The sequence below is a fragment of the Corynebacterium sp. LaCa117 genome (assembly GCF_046717765.1).
Classification (GTDB): Bacteria; Actinomycetota; Actinomycetes; order Mycobacteriales; family Mycobacteriaceae; genus Corynebacterium; species Corynebacterium kefirresidentii.
In genome coordinates this window covers 1,073,408-1,086,725 of sequence record NZ_CP177102.1, presented here as the reverse complement: position 1 = coordinate 1,086,725, position 13,318 = coordinate 1,073,408, and the positions used below count along the sequence as shown (strand labels likewise).

The window sequence follows — 13,318 nt, the reverse complement described above, 5'->3', positions numbered from 1 at the left end:
ACTGGCCTGACCCCTAGTTAGGTTTGTTGGACGTTCATCGCTGATGCTTCATCGTTGTGCGCTCATCAGTGTTCGGTCTTCCTTTGTAACTCTGGTTTGTACGAATCTAACGCGGTGTCTTCCGCCTTAGTTACTTGTCCGCTCTGCGCTTCCAAGTATTGACGTACCTGACCTGTGTCCACGGGTGCGGACGTGCGAAGCGCGCGCTTGAAAGCACGTTTGCGCTCCGCCAGCTCGAGTGCAGAAAGGGTGGGGCTAATCCACGCCCCACGACCGGGAAGCCGGCGGTGGGGATCTGCTACCAGACGGCGGCCATGCGGATCATCTCGGTCGATAACCACTCGTAGCAAGTCCGTATCTGGCAGGCGGCGGCGAGTAGCGATGCAGGTCCGGAGTCTTAGCCTCTCAGACATTCAACTCCTTACTTTTCGCGTCGCCACTATGCCCCATTCTGCAACTGGGCCATTTACTAGACTACGCTACAACCGCGCAGATCCTTAATTAGCGTCAGCGTCCGAGTGAATATCAATCTTCCAACCGGTCAAACGAGCAGCTAGTCGGGCATTTTGCCCCTCTTTACCAATGGCCAGGGAGAGCTGGTAATCCGGCACTACCACACGGGCGACCTGTGCCTCGTTGTCCACGACGGTGACCTTAACCACCTTTGAGGGCGCTAGCGCATTGCCCACATAGACCGTGGGGTCCTCACTGAAGTCAATGATGTCAATCTTCTCACCGCCGAGCTGACGCATGATGTTGTTGACGCGCTGGCCGCGTGGCCCGATGCAAGCGCCCTTCGCGTTCAGGCCCTTCGCGTGGCCCACAACCGCCACCTTGGAGCGGTGACCCGCCTCGCGGGCGATAGCAATCATTTCTACGGTTTCATCGGCAACCTCTGGAACTTCCAGCTCGAAAAGGCCACGCACCAATTCAGGGTGGGTACGCGAGAGGTTGATCTGCACCTGGGCACCATTGCGATTCACGCCGACAACGTAGGCCTTAATGCGGTCACCGTGCTCCAGCTTTTCACCGGGAATCTGCTCGGCAGGCAGTAGAATGCCGTCCTGAGATTCCAGCTCAGAGCCCAACTGGACTACGACGATGCCGCGGGCATTAGCGCGGGCATCGCGCTGGACGATGCCACTGACCACGCGGCCGGTAAGCCCCGAGTAGGAATCATAGGTGCGCTCTGCCTCCGCCTCGCGCAGCTTGCGCAAGATGGCCTCGCGCACGGCCTGTGCGCCTACGCGGCCAAAGTTCTCTGGAGTGTCATCGTATTCGGTGGTTACTTCCCCAGTTTCCGGGTCGCGCTCCGAGACGATGACGCTGACTGCACCAGTGGTGGTATCGATATCGACGCGGGACTTGGCGCCTTCCACCTTGCCGCCAGCATTAGACTCGCGGTAATCCAGGTAGGAATACAACAAGGCACCCGCAATCGCTTCCAGCAAGTCCTTTACCGGGACGTTGCGTTCGGATTCGATGGTGCGAAGTGCCTGCAGATCAATATTCACTTGTCATTCCTCTCGGTTGCCGGTTAATTCTCGGCTTCTTCAAACGTCTTGTGCACCGCCGCTAATTCCTGTTCGGACGGCTGCGCAAATTCAATTTCTACCACTGCCCGGGCAATGTTTTCCAATCGCTCTGCGCGCGTCTGCACGTCCTTTTTATTTGCCGTGATGAGGATTACGGCATCGGCGGTGTCGTTAAGCGCGCCAATGCGAGCTGTCTGAGACTTGCCATCGCCAAGGTCGAAGGTAACCTTGCGCCCCCGATTGCGGCGCCAGTGGCGTGGGGCGGTCAACGGCAAATCCACTCCAGGGGTGGAAACCTCCAAGGTGTAGCCGGCACCAAAATTGAGCTCGCCTGCTTCTTCCTTGGCGTCAAAGAAAGCAGAAATCTCATTAGATACTTCCTCCAGCACGTCCGAGCTAGGGCGCTTATCACCATCAATACGGATAACCACCTGGGATTTCTTCCCCGCCTTGGTGGTCTTAATGTCTTCTACATCCAATCCCCGCTCAGCTAGCTTTGGCTGCAAGAGATCGGTCAATTGTTGTGCATCTGGGAAAGCCATGCCCACTAGCCTACGTGCTACCGGGTACAGTCTTTTGCGTGAACCGCCGACGTATAGCTTTGATTCTCGTAGCCACAACCGCCACCCTGCCCGCCTTAACCGGGTGCCAGGCAGTTGATTCCGTCGTCGACTATTTCGGCCCCCGGCCGGAAAATAGGCTGCTCGCGCTTGCCGACGCCGCCGCAACCGACGCCCTTGCTTTAAACGGCGTCGACGATCACGCCGCAGGAATCCGCAGTTCCCAGGCAGATGCCCTCTATGCCGAAATTACGCGCCTCTGCGGTACCGACGATGCCGGCAATCCCCCACGCTCGTGTGAGGTGGAGCGCCCCACTAAAGCTAACCGCGCCGCGGATTCTTCCGAGGTTATGGAAAATGCCGCCTCTGCTACGACAGCGGCAGCCGATGAAGTCACCGTTGAATCGCGCATCCTGGTGACCGAGCAAGCCATCGCGCTCAATGCTTGGCTGCCAGGCGATGCTCCCGCTATCCCAGAGCTTTCCCAACCAGAGCAAAAAAGTGCTGCTGATCTCCTTGCCTGGGAGTATGAGCAGGTTTATGCGCTGGATTTCGCCCGGGCCTACGTCGGCGCAGAGCACGAGGGCAACGTGGACCACCGCCTAGAGGTCCACCACCGCCGCATCGATGCCCTGCAGGAGGCCTTAGGCCGGTATGGCACCGTGCCACAACCCGAGCCAGCTTATTCTTCCGGCGACCAAGAACTTCCCCATGATTCCGCATCTGCGCTGGACTTTTTAGGCGGCCTCGCCGAACAGGACGGCCGGAAATGGTCCGCCGCCGCTGCGCAGGCGGCGCAAGAAGAATCACCAGATCAAGACTGGATCACCTGGCTCATCGGCATCGCGGCCGAATCCCACGGCATGCGCTAGGACGCGACGCCTACCTGTCAATCCCCTGAACGCCGGACAGTGAAAATGTAGCGAGCTCTACGACGCTATGCATTGCTTCTGCTCTACAAGCGTGCGTAGGTTGGTGCACCATGAGCTTGCAGGAGATACCGCGAGCCTAAAAGACACAAAGAGAAGGAGTTTCCTCTCAATGCGTTCTAAGAAGACCATTTTGACTGTATCCGCTGCCGCACTGGGCCTTGCTGGCCTTGCCGCCCCTGCCGCTACTGCCGCACCGGCTAGCGCTTGGGATCAGGTTGCTGCCTGCGAGTCCGGCGGTGACTGGCATATCAATACCGGAAACGGTTACCAGGGTGGCCTGCAGTTCAACGCGCAAACCTGGGCTGCCAATGGCGGCACCCAGTACGCTGCAACCGCTGACCAGGCAACGCGAGAGCAGCAGATTGCCGTGGCCGAAAACGTTCTGGCCACCCAGGGCGCTGGCGCATGGCCTAACTGCGGCGGCCCAGTTGCCGGCTAAGTCCTAGGCTCCGGCACGAAAGAGAAAACCGGCCCCTCCCCACCCTGCGGCGTTTCCGCGGGGTTGAGGACGGGGCCGGCTTTTCTGCTGCGTCTACCTAGTTAGCGCGCAGCAATGTCAATTCCTTTAAGCCTCGTGCTTGGCGATATTCCAGGCATACATCATGAGCAGCACCTGCAGCGGCTGGCGGATGATGTGGTAGATCTTTTTCGGCCATCCTGCCTTGCGCTCAATCCAGGCGTGGTACATATTGGCTGGCCATACAGCGGCAAAGAGCGCAAGCGCAGAAGCACCGCCGAACCCACGGGTAGCGCGGCGCCGCAGCAACGCGCCAGTGACTATCTCCCAGAGACCAGAAGCAAAGTTATAAAACCGTGCGGGGCCGGGCAGCTGCGGCGGAACGATGGATTCGAAAGTTTTGGCCTTCACAAAGTGCAATACGCCCATCGCGGAAAGCACCGTGGAAAGTCCATTCTTTTGGAAATTCATACTTTCCACGGTACCCCGACGCGACTCATTGCGCGTCTCTCTAACCGCGAACCAGCTCAAGAATCTTGCCCACGATTTCCTCCGCCGGGACCTCTAGGGTCTCTCCGCCGCGGATGCGCAGCTCTATCTTGCCTTCCTTGAAGGCACGGCCCAGGATTGCCACAAATGGCATGCCTAGCAGCTCTGCATCCTTGAACTTCACACCTGGGGAGACCTTCGGGCGGTCATCAAAAAGCACCTCGATCCCCTTGGCGGACAGCTCTTCTACCAGCTTATCGCCGGCCTCCATGGCTGCGGCGTCCTTATTAGCCACGGCCACATGGACCTGATAGGGCGCGACAGCTACCGGCCAGTTAAGGCCCTTGTCATCATGGCGCTGCTCGGCTAGCACGGCCAACATACGAGTGATGCCAATGCCATAAGAACCCATGGTTGGAACCGCACGCTTGCCGTTTTCATCCAAAATCTGGACGTCGAAGGCCTCAGTGTACTTTCGACCCAGCTGGAAGATGTGACCCAGCTCGATGCCGCGCTCCAGGGTCAATGTGCCCTGGTTATCCGGGGCAAGGTCGCCTTCCTTGACCTCTGCGGCCTCAATGAACTCATCCACGGTGAAATCGCGGCCAGCCACGCAGCCAACCACGTGGCGCTCGCTTGCGTCAGCGCCGGTAATCCACGCTGTGCCCTTGACCACGCGCGGATCGGCTAGGACCTTAATGTCATGGGCGTTCAATGCACGCGGTCCAACATAGCCCTTGACTAGGAAGTCATTGTCTGCAAAGTCCTTGTCCCCGGCCAATTCGAACTCCACCGGTTCGAGTGCAGCCTCGAGGCGCTTTTCATCCAGCTCACGATCGCCCGGGATGAGCACGGCGGCCAACTCGGACTCACGCTTTTCGCTCTCAGCAGCTGGGTGGAAGAGCTTTACCATCATGCACTTGAGGGTGTCTGCGGCCGTTGCCTCGCGGCCGTCGATAGTAATGCCTGCTTGCTTTGCCCAGGAAACGAGTGAATCAATGCTCTCTGCATTCGGGGTATCGTATTCCTGCGCCTCTGGCTGGCCCTCGATGTCCTTCTCCGCAGGTGCTGGGGTAACTACGGCTTCCACGTTGGCAGCATAATCGCCCTCGGTGGAGCGCACGAAGGTATCCTCGCCCACCTCAGAGACGGCGAGGAATTCCTCCGAGGCAGAACCACCCATCGCGCCAGAGGTGGCCTTACAAATGGCGTAATCAATCTCTAGACGGTTGAAGATATTTTGATACGCCTTTCGGTGGCGACCATAGGACTCGTCTAAGCCTTCATCGGTCATGTCGAAGGAGTATGAGTCCTTCATGGTGAACTCACGGCCGCGCAGCACGCCGGCGCGGGGGCGCTCCTCATCGCGATACTTGGTCTGAATCTGATACAGCGTAACCGGGAAATCCTTATAAGAGGAGTACATGTCCTTTACGGCGCTGGCAAACATCTCCTCATGGGTAGGGCCAAGCAGCATATCTGCGTTCTTGCGGTCCTTCAGGCGGAAGAGATTATCGCCGTATTCAACCCAACGGTTGGTCTTTTCATAAGGCTCGCGCGGCAGCAAAGCAGGAAAGAGCATTTCCTGACCGCCAATGGCATCCATTTCCTGACGGACTACGTCTTCAATCTTGCGCAGCGTGCGCAGGCCCAACGGCAGCCAGGTATAAACGCCGGGCGCAACGCGACGAACATAGCCGGCGCGTACGAGCAGCTTGTGGCTAGGGACCTCGGCATCAGCCGGGTCCTCACGAAGGGTACGGAGAAATAGTTCAGAAAGGCGGGTAATCATGGTCAAAAATATACCCCGCTACTGTGTATATATGCTCATTATCCTCCCTCCTTCAGAAACTAAGGACCACGGCGGCACAGGACACGCGCTTGATTTCGCGCAGCTTTCCTTTCCGGGACTAAACGAAACCCGGCGCGAAATTGCAGCTGAGCTGCAGTCTCTACCGGTTGATCAGGCAATGGAGGTGCTGAAACTTTCAGAGAAACTGCGCGGTGAAGCCGAGTCCAACCAGGGGCTCTTTACCACCCCCACCATGCCAGCCGTGTTGCGCTATACCGGCGTGCTCTTTGATGCCTTGGACGCTCCTACCCTCCCCACATGGGATCGCCTTGCCATTGGCGACGCCCTTTTTGGCGTCCTCCGCGCCAGCGATCCCATCCCTCATTACCGGCTTTCGGGCGGGACAAAACTTAGCGGCCGCACCATGAAATCGCACTGGGGCAAGCAGATTACACAGGCTCTCGAGGGAGTAGACGAGCTTATTGTTGATTTGCGCTCGGGTACGTACCAACAATTGGGCCGGGTGAAAGACGCGGTAACGGTGCGGGTAGAAAGCGTGCAAGAAGATGGCTCGCGCAAGGTAGTCAGCCACTTTAATAAGCACTACAAGGGCCTCCTCGCCCGCGAGCTAGCGCTCTCTCCTGCCGATGCCTATAGCGCCGCCGACGTTGCTGCTATCGCGCGCGCCGCAGATATGACCGTTGAAGAACCGCGGCCGGGTTCGAGCGAGCTCACGCTCCTGGTCAGGCGCTGAGCCGACCACCGTTTGCCCAGCGGGGTCTGCTTAGCGCAGCTGCGGGTTATAAAGCAGGCTATTGCGTTGCACCGAGCACTCCGTCGCCACGCGTATTGAGCCGGAAACATGTCCGGATTCGCGCAGGGGGTAAAGCTGGCCTACTACCCTATCGCGCAAGTCCCAGGGCGAAATGGTGTTGAGGTAGATCTTGGTGCCGCCTTCGAATCCAGCGAGCGTAGAAATACGTAACTTGATGAGAATGCGCCATGGTTGTGCAACATCGACGTCGGCGGGCTTGTGGTGCCATTCCTCATTGCAGGGCACCTCGCGGCCTACTGCGGCGTGGGCGGCGTGGACCAGATCGCTCATGGCACGAATTTCTTCTTCCGACTGCAGCCACGGTTCGCAGGTTGCGGACTTGGAGTACACCTCCAATGTGGGATAACGGTGTCCAAAGCCGGCGAAGAGGACAGCATGGTCGTTTTCCGCTATGACGAGATTGCGGCTAGCGGCATAATCCACCGCCCATTCGTTGTACATGTTCATATTGCTGCGCAGCATCTGAACCTCCCGGTGGGAGGCCATACCGCGATCATCAATAGCAACGAGCTGTTTATGCAGGTGCTCGAAGGAAGCACCGGCTGGCTGCAGCCAGTTTTGAAACGCCACCACGTAGGGTGCGTAGCGGTTGCGCTCGTAGAGATCCCGCATGGCGTCGATAGTCAGCTGCATAAAGAGCAGGTGTTCTTCAGCGCTTAGCGTGCCCGAAGATGCCAACTGCGAATCATCCTGTGCGCCGCGCTCAAAATGGCGGCCAGCCACAATGACGTCGTGACCGCCGGCGAAGAATCCAGCGGCCTGGTCCACCAGTTCTTCTTCGCTTGCCTCAGGCAAGTGCGCTGCTTTGCGCTTCGTGCGCACTATCTTGAGCACATGTTCCCGGCCGACCGGATCGCTAAGGTAGTTGTCCATGCGCTGGCGGGTTTCGGCATCCATTTCAAAGCCGTAATTGGCATGCCAGTAGTCATAGGAGACGATTTCAAACAGGTTGGGGATGCGGCGAAAGGCCGGCACTGTGTGATCGTATTCGCTCAAGGGTAATCCACGCACAATCCCGCCGGAAGGCAGAATGCGTGCCTTTTCCGGCGGGGTATCAGTCATGCGTCCGGAGCAAAAAGCGCACCGGTGGGTCAAGTCCTCTTCTTGCAGTGGCTGCGGGTTAGCTACTGGTACAGACAGCGGGCGGTTGCCGCGGCCCGGCACGGTCCATACCTCGGTTCCCGAGAACGGGTTGACCTGCTTGACCGTGCCGTCCCGCATGGTTTGGATGGGTTCAATGCGGGCAAAAAGTGCATCACTCATGCCCACTAGGGTAGTAACGCCTAGTACCTATTTCGCAACAGAGCGACGACGCGCCACCGCACAGGACCCACCAACGGTGAGCACGATCATCACGATTAGAACGACAGCGGCGACAGCTCGAGATTGCTCATCACCACTGCGGTTGGCGCCCATTACTAGCCCCCAAGCGTTGGCATCAGGTAGCACGCGGAGGATAGCCTTAGCCCAAGGAGCGCTAACGGCATCGAGGGCGGTTTCAATGACGAAATACTCTGCCACGAGAATCATCGCTGCGAATGCACCACTGCGCAAAAGGTAGGCCAAGCTGGTAGCTAACAGGATAAAGACAGTCCACTCAACGTAGGCAAGGATGAACCCATTGTTATCCGGCCAATGCATAAAGCTGTCAAAATTGAAATCACCTCCGAAGGCAGTAATCAACAGCGTGGCTACCACCATGCCCAGTGTGGCCGCGAGCAGTAGCGAAAAGGTGATGATGAAAAATTGGCTCAGCACTATACCTACGCGGCGATTTGATGAGAGGTATGACCATGAAACTGTTCCTTTACTTTGGTCGCCGCCTACCATCATGGCGGCAGCAAACACCATCACGACAATGGCGAGTGAACCGGAAATAGACACATCGACAGCCTCGAACTTGCCGTCGACCGTACCATTGAAGTCATTCGCCCAAGCCAACAAGACAGCGCCGGCAGCCATGCCAGCTGAAACTACGGCGAGGTATATCCAAGTAGAGCGGAGCGAAAATAGTTTCCGGGATTCAGAAATCAGAGCGTTCATGTGAATCTATCCTTTGCAGATGGAGCGTGTTGTGCAGGTGAAAAACTATGCAGAGCGGTAGGCCACGTGGTCGGCTGTCGCGCCGAGGTAGGCCTCTTCCAGGGAGGGCTGCTTGCGTTCCAAGCTGGAGATGAGAATGCGGTTATCCAGACAGATGCGGCCGATGTCGGAGCCTTCGAGGCCGCGCACGCGCAGGACCTCACCGTCAAAGGAGGTCTCCGCATCGGTGCCGTGCAACAGCCGCAGGAGTGCATCGGGCTGGTCCACAATCACTTCGAGGCTTGCGCCTCCCGTGCCATTGACAAACTCCTCCACGGTGCCCTCGCCCAGCAACTTGCCCTTGCCGATGACCACGAGGCGGTCTGCGGTGAGCTGCATCTCCGAAAGAAGGTGGGAGGAAACCAACACGGAGCAGCCGGCCTCGGCGAATTCGCGGATGCGGGCACGCATCCAGTGCACGCCTTCGGGGTCGAGGCCGTTGACGGGTTCGTCAAGAAGCAAGTGCTTCGGCTCGCCGATGAGCGCACAAGCAAGGCCCAGGCGCTGCTTCATGCCTAGCGAATAGCCGCCCACGCGCTTGGTGGCTACCTGGGTCAGGCCGACGCGGTCCAGGGTGTCATCCACGTGGTTCATGGACACGCCCTGCAACGCGGCCATGTAGCCCAGGTGAGCACGGGCGCTGCGGCCTGGGTGGAACCAGTTGGCGTCCAACAAGGTGCCCACCGTGGTAGCGGGATTGGACAGCCCGCGGAAGGGCGTGCCATCAAAAGTCGCGGTGCCGGAAGTCGGATTCTCCAACCCCACGCACATGCGCATGGTGGTGGATTTGCCAGAACCATTCGGTCCGAGGAAGCCGGTGACTTGACCGTCTGGGACCTCAAAGGAGAGGTCATCTACTGCTTTAAAGGAACGGAAATTCTTGGAAAGGTGTGAAACTTTGAGCATGGTTTCCATCGTGCCGCCTGACCAGCACGAAGTAACCATCCTCGGGAGTGATTTAGCGGGTCATACCTAGGGATGAGACAGCAGCTCCTCCACCGAGACCACGCCATGAGTTAGGGCATACAGCACGGCATGCACACGGTCGCGCGAGCTGGTCTTAGTAAGAATATGGCGCACGTGGGTCTTGACCGTGGCCATGGACACGAACTCGCACTCCGCGATTTCGGTATTCGAATACCCCAGTGCCATCAGCTTGAGGACGTCCAGCTCGCGTGGCGTGAGATCTTCGGCCGGAGGGGCGGTAGCTGCTGCCGCAACAGGGGTGGCATGTAAATCGGGCTGTGCTGCAGACTGTTCGCTGCGCAGTTGCTGCAGCACCTGGGCGGTAATGCGCGGTGAAAGGACGGCCTCGCCGGAATGTACGGTACGAATAGCGGCGAGGAGTTCCTCCGGTTCGACGTCTTTGAGCAGGAATCCAGAGGCCCCAGCGGAAATTGCTCCGTGGACAAAATTCTGGTCATCGAAGGTGGTTAACATAATGACCTGGGTGTCCGGGAATTCCGGCAGCAGCCTTTCTGTGGCGGCGATGCCATTGACGCGGGCCATCTGGACATCCATAAGCACAATATCGGCAGGTTGCGCGCGGGCGAGGTCGAGGACTTCATCGCCATCGGAGGCCTGCCAGGCAACGTCCAAATCCTCTTGGGAGCCAAGGAGCATGGCGAACCCGGCGCGCACGAGGGGCTGATCATCGACTAGGCCGATACGGATGGGGCCAGCGGGCGCACCTGTTGGCTGCTCAGGGTTAGTCATTGGGTACCTCCACGGTAATAAAGAAGTGTCCATCCTCGGTGCGGGTAGCAACGCTGCCGCCATAGGCCTTGACACGCTCGCTCATTCCAATAAGTCCGTAGCCGGGCTTGTGATTATCCGGCATGCGTGCGGCCGGATTTTCGGCACTCAATACTAGGCCGTTTCCAGTAGAGCGGAAACGCAGTACTCCCCTTTTATCACGCGAATGCTTGATCATATTGGTCAAAAGTTCTTGCACCACGCGGTAGACGGTGAATTGGTAGAGTTCGTCGCTTTCGGTCGGCAGGTCCTCCAGCCCGTGCACGGTGATATCGAAACCGGTCCGGCGCGCTTCCGAGATGAGACCGGCAATATCGCTCGCGCCGGGCGCCTTGGTATCGGCGCGGGAATCACCATCTCGCAGCACGGAGAGCAAACCGCGCATCTGTTTGAGGGAATCGCGGGAGGTAGAGGCGATGGTCTCCAAGGCTTCTGTGGCCGCTGCGGGATTTTTGGCGGCGGCGAACCGGGCGCCGTCGGCAAGGGCAATAACGCCCGCTAAATTATGCGCCACGATGTCATGCATCTCGCGGGCAATGCGGTTGCGCTCTACCGCGCCGGCCATCTCCGCACGTTCAATCAGCAGCTGCTGGTCGTCGCGCTTTTTGCGGTCATTGGTGCCCAGCAAGAAGAAAAATCCCATGACCGGCCACGCGATGATAACGACGGAGCCGAAAGCAGGCAGAGGGCCGATGCTGTTGGCATCTTCCAGACCAAAGTCGATGCCATCCATGAGTCTCCGCCCATAAAGGTCCGCTGCAGTGGCCGCCAAGGTGCCTAAGGCAATCCACCCTATCCAGAACCGTTGTAAGCGCTTGGGTGAATGTGCACCTATAAGAAATACGCAGTATGCAACTGGGAAGAAGTGAGCGTTACCCATGGCAGCCAGCGGGGTAAAGATACACACCGTTAGTATTACTGCGATGAAGCCAATGGCGTACTCCTTGAGCTTGGGGTGCAGCCATAATGCTAGTGGAATACCGACTGCATAAAGCACGAGGACCAACATTTGGAAAGGCGAGGATCCATCAATAACACCTTCTGCCACCCGCACCGAAGAAGTCCAGAAAAACAGCGGAATGAGAATTCTCCACGGTGGGCCTACCCACGCGCGAAGTGCATCGGGCCATAGCTTCTTCATGACCTTATAGGCTAGCGCAGGCTTTAGGCTATAGTTGTGATGTCTATGGAGTTTTTGGACACGGAGTCTAATGGATTTTTGGACGGGGAGTCCAGATAGTTTTTGGTCACGGAGTCCAAAGACTTCCTTGTCGTGATGTCTCAAGACTTTTTGGACAGTCGGTGGGTTGGAATACCAAGATGGCTATTTCAACCCATCTCCGCAAGAAAATAGCGGACTTCGACCCAGTAAGAGACGGACGAACCGTCACCCAATTCTGCAAGGATATTGGCGTATCTCGCCAAACCTATGCCAACATCAAACGCCGCGTTGAACAACGCGGCCGTGCAGGCATCCTGCCTGACTCCACCGCCCCGCATTCCCCAGCCAGAATCTACGATGATCACCTTCGTCAGAAAGTCATCACAGCTCGATCAGTGCTCAAGGCCCAGGGACGTGACTATGGCCCGTGGTCAATCTATTACTACCTCATTGATGACCTTGGTTTAGAGCACCCACCGGCACGGTCTACGATTGCGCTTTGGCTCCACGAAGCTGGTGTTGCTGAGGCCAATGCCCGTAAACGTCCTCGTAAAAGCTATAAACTCTGGGCACGCGATAAGGTCGATGAGCTGTGGCAACTCGACGGGTTTGTCTACCGACTCTTTGACACTCCACATACCCAGATCACTATCTACCAGCTGGTTGATGATGCCAGCCGGTTTGATCTGGGCTCACAAGCCTTCGCCGCCAAAGAAAACGGATTCGATGCTCGCACTACCTTGGCCGCAGCAATAGAAACGTATGGTCGCCCGCAGGAACTTTTGACCGATAACGGTGAAGCTTTTGCCACCTATCACCGGGGCCGATTGTCCGATACCGAGCGCTGGCTCGCCGCCCAAGGTATCTGGTCCATTGCAGGTTTTGGCCCGCAAACCCAAGGCAAAGATGAACGCTCGCATCAAACCATGACCAAGTTTCTCGATGCACGCCAACCTACGACACTTCAGCACGTCCAACAGCTGTTGGACGACTACCGCGAGTTTTACAACACCAGGCGCCGCCATCAAGGCCTGTTAGTCGGCAAAATGCACATCACTCCAGCCCAAGCCCGTGAGCACTTCGCCCACGCTCAATCCCCAACACAACCCATTGACCCGGATATGCTGTGGGCCAAGATTGTGAAGTCATACCGGGATACACACTCAGAAAGCGCGATACACCACGAGCATCGTATCGAGAATGGGGTTAAAGAGGCGATGGCGCCGGTTGTGGGAGAAGTTGCAGCTTCTCCCACAACCATCGATGACGATAACGAACCAATCCAGCAAGAATCATCTCCTACCGTCAGTCCCACCGTAGACGGTCTATCCGCCCAGTCAAGCAACGCCTGGGGTATCCCCGACACACTGTGGATCAACAAAAGCGGAGTGGTGCGCATCCTGGGCTATGGATTCTATGTAGGACTCCGGTTTAAAAACCGGCTCATATACAGCCACGTTACCGATGACACCGCTGAGTTCTTCACTGATCATGATGGTGAAGCACTGTTTTCATTCCCACTGCCCATCAAGCTACTTGAGCGTCCAGCCGGCGGACAGATCAACATCGGGCATGTCGAAGGAATGTGGCACCGCCGACCACCAGAGATCAAACCAATCCTGTCGCGTCCGCGCCCGTCGAGACGAAAGAAACCATAACCGGTAAGACGAGCTAGAGACTGTCCAAAAACACCAAAGACTCCCTGCCCAAAAAGCAGGG

Annotated in this window: 14 protein-coding genes; 4 read left to right on the top strand and 10 right to left on the bottom strand. The window is 57.6% G+C overall.

Going from position 1 to position 13,318, the window contains the following annotated elements:
• Window positions 1–65: 65 nt before the first annotated feature.
• The 3 genes from ACLI1L_RS05430 to rimP form a co-directional block, all read right to left on the bottom strand.
• Window positions 66–413 carry a YlxR family protein gene (locus ACLI1L_RS05430; protein ID WP_086587497.1) on the bottom strand — a complete coding sequence of 116 codons (348 nt, stop codon included), beginning with the start codon at window positions 411–413 and terminating at the stop codon, window positions 66–68.
• Between the two features lie 84 nt (window positions 414–497).
• Window positions 498–1,514 (bottom strand): transcription termination factor NusA, encoded by a 1,017-nt coding sequence (gene nusA / locus ACLI1L_RS05425; protein WP_023021332.1) that lies wholly within the window; start codon window positions 1,512–1,514, stop codon window positions 498–500.
• Between the two features lie 23 nt (window positions 1,515–1,537).
• On the bottom strand, window positions 1,538–2,077 hold the full coding sequence (rimP, locus tag ACLI1L_RS05420; protein WP_086587496.1) for a ribosome maturation factor RimP: 540 nt from the start codon (window positions 2,075–2,077) through the stop codon (window positions 1,538–1,540).
• Between the two features lie 38 nt (window positions 2,078–2,115).
• On the opposite strand from rimP, the gene ACLI1L_RS05415 reads away from it, so the two are divergent.
• Window positions 2,116–2,967 carry a DUF4439 domain-containing protein gene (locus ACLI1L_RS05415; protein ID WP_143339229.1) on the top strand — a complete coding sequence of 284 codons (852 nt, stop codon included), beginning with the start codon at window positions 2,116–2,118 and terminating at the stop codon, window positions 2,965–2,967.
• Between the two features lie 169 nt (window positions 2,968–3,136).
• Window positions 3,137–3,466 carry a transglycosylase family protein gene (locus ACLI1L_RS05410; protein WP_086587495.1) on the top strand — a complete coding sequence of 110 codons (330 nt, stop codon included), beginning with the start codon at window positions 3,137–3,139 and terminating at the stop codon, window positions 3,464–3,466.
• A gap of 126 nt (window positions 3,467–3,592) precedes the next feature.
• Here ACLI1L_RS05410 and ACLI1L_RS05405 read toward each other — a convergent pair whose 3' ends face one another.
• Together ACLI1L_RS05405 and ACLI1L_RS05400 are read right to left on the bottom strand one after the other, a co-directional pair.
• Window positions 3,593–3,955, bottom strand: a complete 363-nt coding sequence (locus ACLI1L_RS05405) for a hypothetical protein (protein ID WP_086587494.1) — start codon at window positions 3,953–3,955, stop codon at window positions 3,593–3,595.
• Between the two features lie 40 nt (window positions 3,956–3,995).
• The gene (locus ACLI1L_RS05400) at window positions 3,996–5,765 is read right to left on the bottom strand and encodes a proline--tRNA ligase (protein WP_411708254.1); all 1,770 of its coding nucleotides are present in this window, start codon (window positions 5,763–5,765) and stop codon (window positions 3,996–3,998) included.
• A gap of 31 nt (window positions 5,766–5,796) precedes the next feature.
• On the opposite strand from ACLI1L_RS05400, the gene yaaA reads away from it, so the two are divergent.
• Window positions 5,797–6,519, top strand: a complete 723-nt coding sequence (gene yaaA, locus ACLI1L_RS05395; RefSeq protein ID WP_167371277.1) for a peroxide stress protein YaaA — start codon at window positions 5,797–5,799, stop codon at window positions 6,517–6,519.
• Between the two features lie 30 nt (window positions 6,520–6,549).
• Here the strand turns inward: yaaA and ACLI1L_RS05390 are convergent, their stop codons facing one another.
• From ACLI1L_RS05390 to ACLI1L_RS05370, 5 genes are all read right to left on the bottom strand, one after another.
• Window positions 6,550–7,863 (bottom strand): DUF4921 family protein, encoded by a 1,314-nt coding sequence (locus ACLI1L_RS05390; RefSeq protein WP_167371276.1) that lies wholly within the window; start codon window positions 7,861–7,863, stop codon window positions 6,550–6,552.
• 27 nt (window positions 7,864–7,890) lie between these two features.
• On the bottom strand, window positions 7,891–8,643 hold the full coding sequence (locus ACLI1L_RS05385; protein WP_023021324.1) for an ABC transporter permease: 753 nt from the start codon (window positions 8,641–8,643) through the stop codon (window positions 7,891–7,893).
• Window positions 8,644–8,688: 45 nt separating this feature from the next.
• Complete coding sequence (locus tag ACLI1L_RS05380; protein WP_208612429.1) at window positions 8,689–9,588, bottom strand: ABC transporter ATP-binding protein; 900 nt, start codon at window positions 9,586–9,588, stop codon at window positions 8,689–8,691.
• Between the two features lie 66 nt (window positions 9,589–9,654).
• A complete protein-coding gene (locus ACLI1L_RS05375; RefSeq protein ID WP_023021322.1) occupies window positions 9,655–10,398 on the bottom strand; it encodes a response regulator in 744 nt (247 codons plus the stop codon).
• The gene (locus ACLI1L_RS05370) at window positions 10,391–11,578 is read right to left on the bottom strand and encodes a sensor histidine kinase (protein ID WP_316330668.1); all 1,188 of its coding nucleotides are present in this window, start codon (window positions 11,576–11,578) and stop codon (window positions 10,391–10,393) included. Before ACLI1L_RS05370 ends, ACLI1L_RS05375 begins: the two co-directional genes overlap by 8 nt.
• A 179-nt stretch (window positions 11,579–11,757) precedes the next feature.
• Between ACLI1L_RS05370 and ACLI1L_RS05365 the strand changes: the two genes are divergently transcribed.
• Entirely contained in the window at window positions 11,758–13,257 is a 1,500-nt protein-coding gene (locus tag ACLI1L_RS05365; protein ID WP_411707371.1) for an integrase core domain-containing protein, read from the top strand.
• The last annotated feature ends 61 nt before the right edge of the window (window positions 13,258–13,318 follow it).

Excerpts from the sequence above, each read along its gene's own strand:
- ACLI1L_RS05430 (WP_086587497.1), bottom strand. The coding sequence starts at position 413 with ATGTCTGAGAGGCTAAGACTCCGGACCTGCATCGCTACTCGCCGCCGC.
- rimP (WP_086587496.1), bottom strand. The coding sequence starts at position 2,077 with ATGGCTTTCCCAGATGCACAACAATTGACCGATCTCTTGCAGCCAAAG.
- ACLI1L_RS05410 (WP_086587495.1), top strand. The coding sequence starts at position 3,137 with ATGCGTTCTAAGAAGACCATTTTGACTGTATCCGCTGCCGCACTGGGC.
- ACLI1L_RS05405 (WP_086587494.1), bottom strand. The coding sequence starts at position 3,955 with ATGAATTTCCAAAAGAATGGACTTTCCACGGTGCTTTCCGCGATGGGC.
- ACLI1L_RS05400 (WP_411708254.1), bottom strand. The coding sequence starts at position 5,765 with ATGATTACCCGCCTTTCTGAACTATTTCTCCGTACCCTTCGTGAGGAC.
- yaaA (WP_167371277.1), top strand. The coding sequence starts at position 5,797 with ATGCTCATTATCCTCCCTCCTTCAGAAACTAAGGACCACGGCGGCACA.
- ACLI1L_RS05390 (WP_167371276.1), bottom strand. The coding sequence starts at position 7,863 with ATGAGTGATGCACTTTTTGCCCGCATTGAACCCATCCAAACCATGCGG.
- ACLI1L_RS05385 (WP_023021324.1), bottom strand. The coding sequence starts at position 8,643 with ATGAACGCTCTGATTTCTGAATCCCGGAAACTATTTTCGCTCCGCTCT.
- ACLI1L_RS05380 (WP_208612429.1), bottom strand. The coding sequence starts at position 9,588 with ATGCTCAAAGTTTCACACCTTTCCAAGAATTTCCGTTCCTTTAAAGCA.
- ACLI1L_RS05375 (WP_023021322.1), bottom strand. The coding sequence starts at position 10,398 with ATGACTAACCCTGAGCAGCCAACAGGTGCGCCCGCTGGCCCCATCCGT.
- ACLI1L_RS05370 (WP_316330668.1), bottom strand. The coding sequence starts at position 11,578 with ATGAAGAAGCTATGGCCCGATGCACTTCGCGCGTGGGTAGGCCCACCG.
- ACLI1L_RS05365 (WP_411707371.1), top strand. The coding sequence starts at position 11,758 with ATGGCTATTTCAACCCATCTCCGCAAGAAAATAGCGGACTTCGACCCA.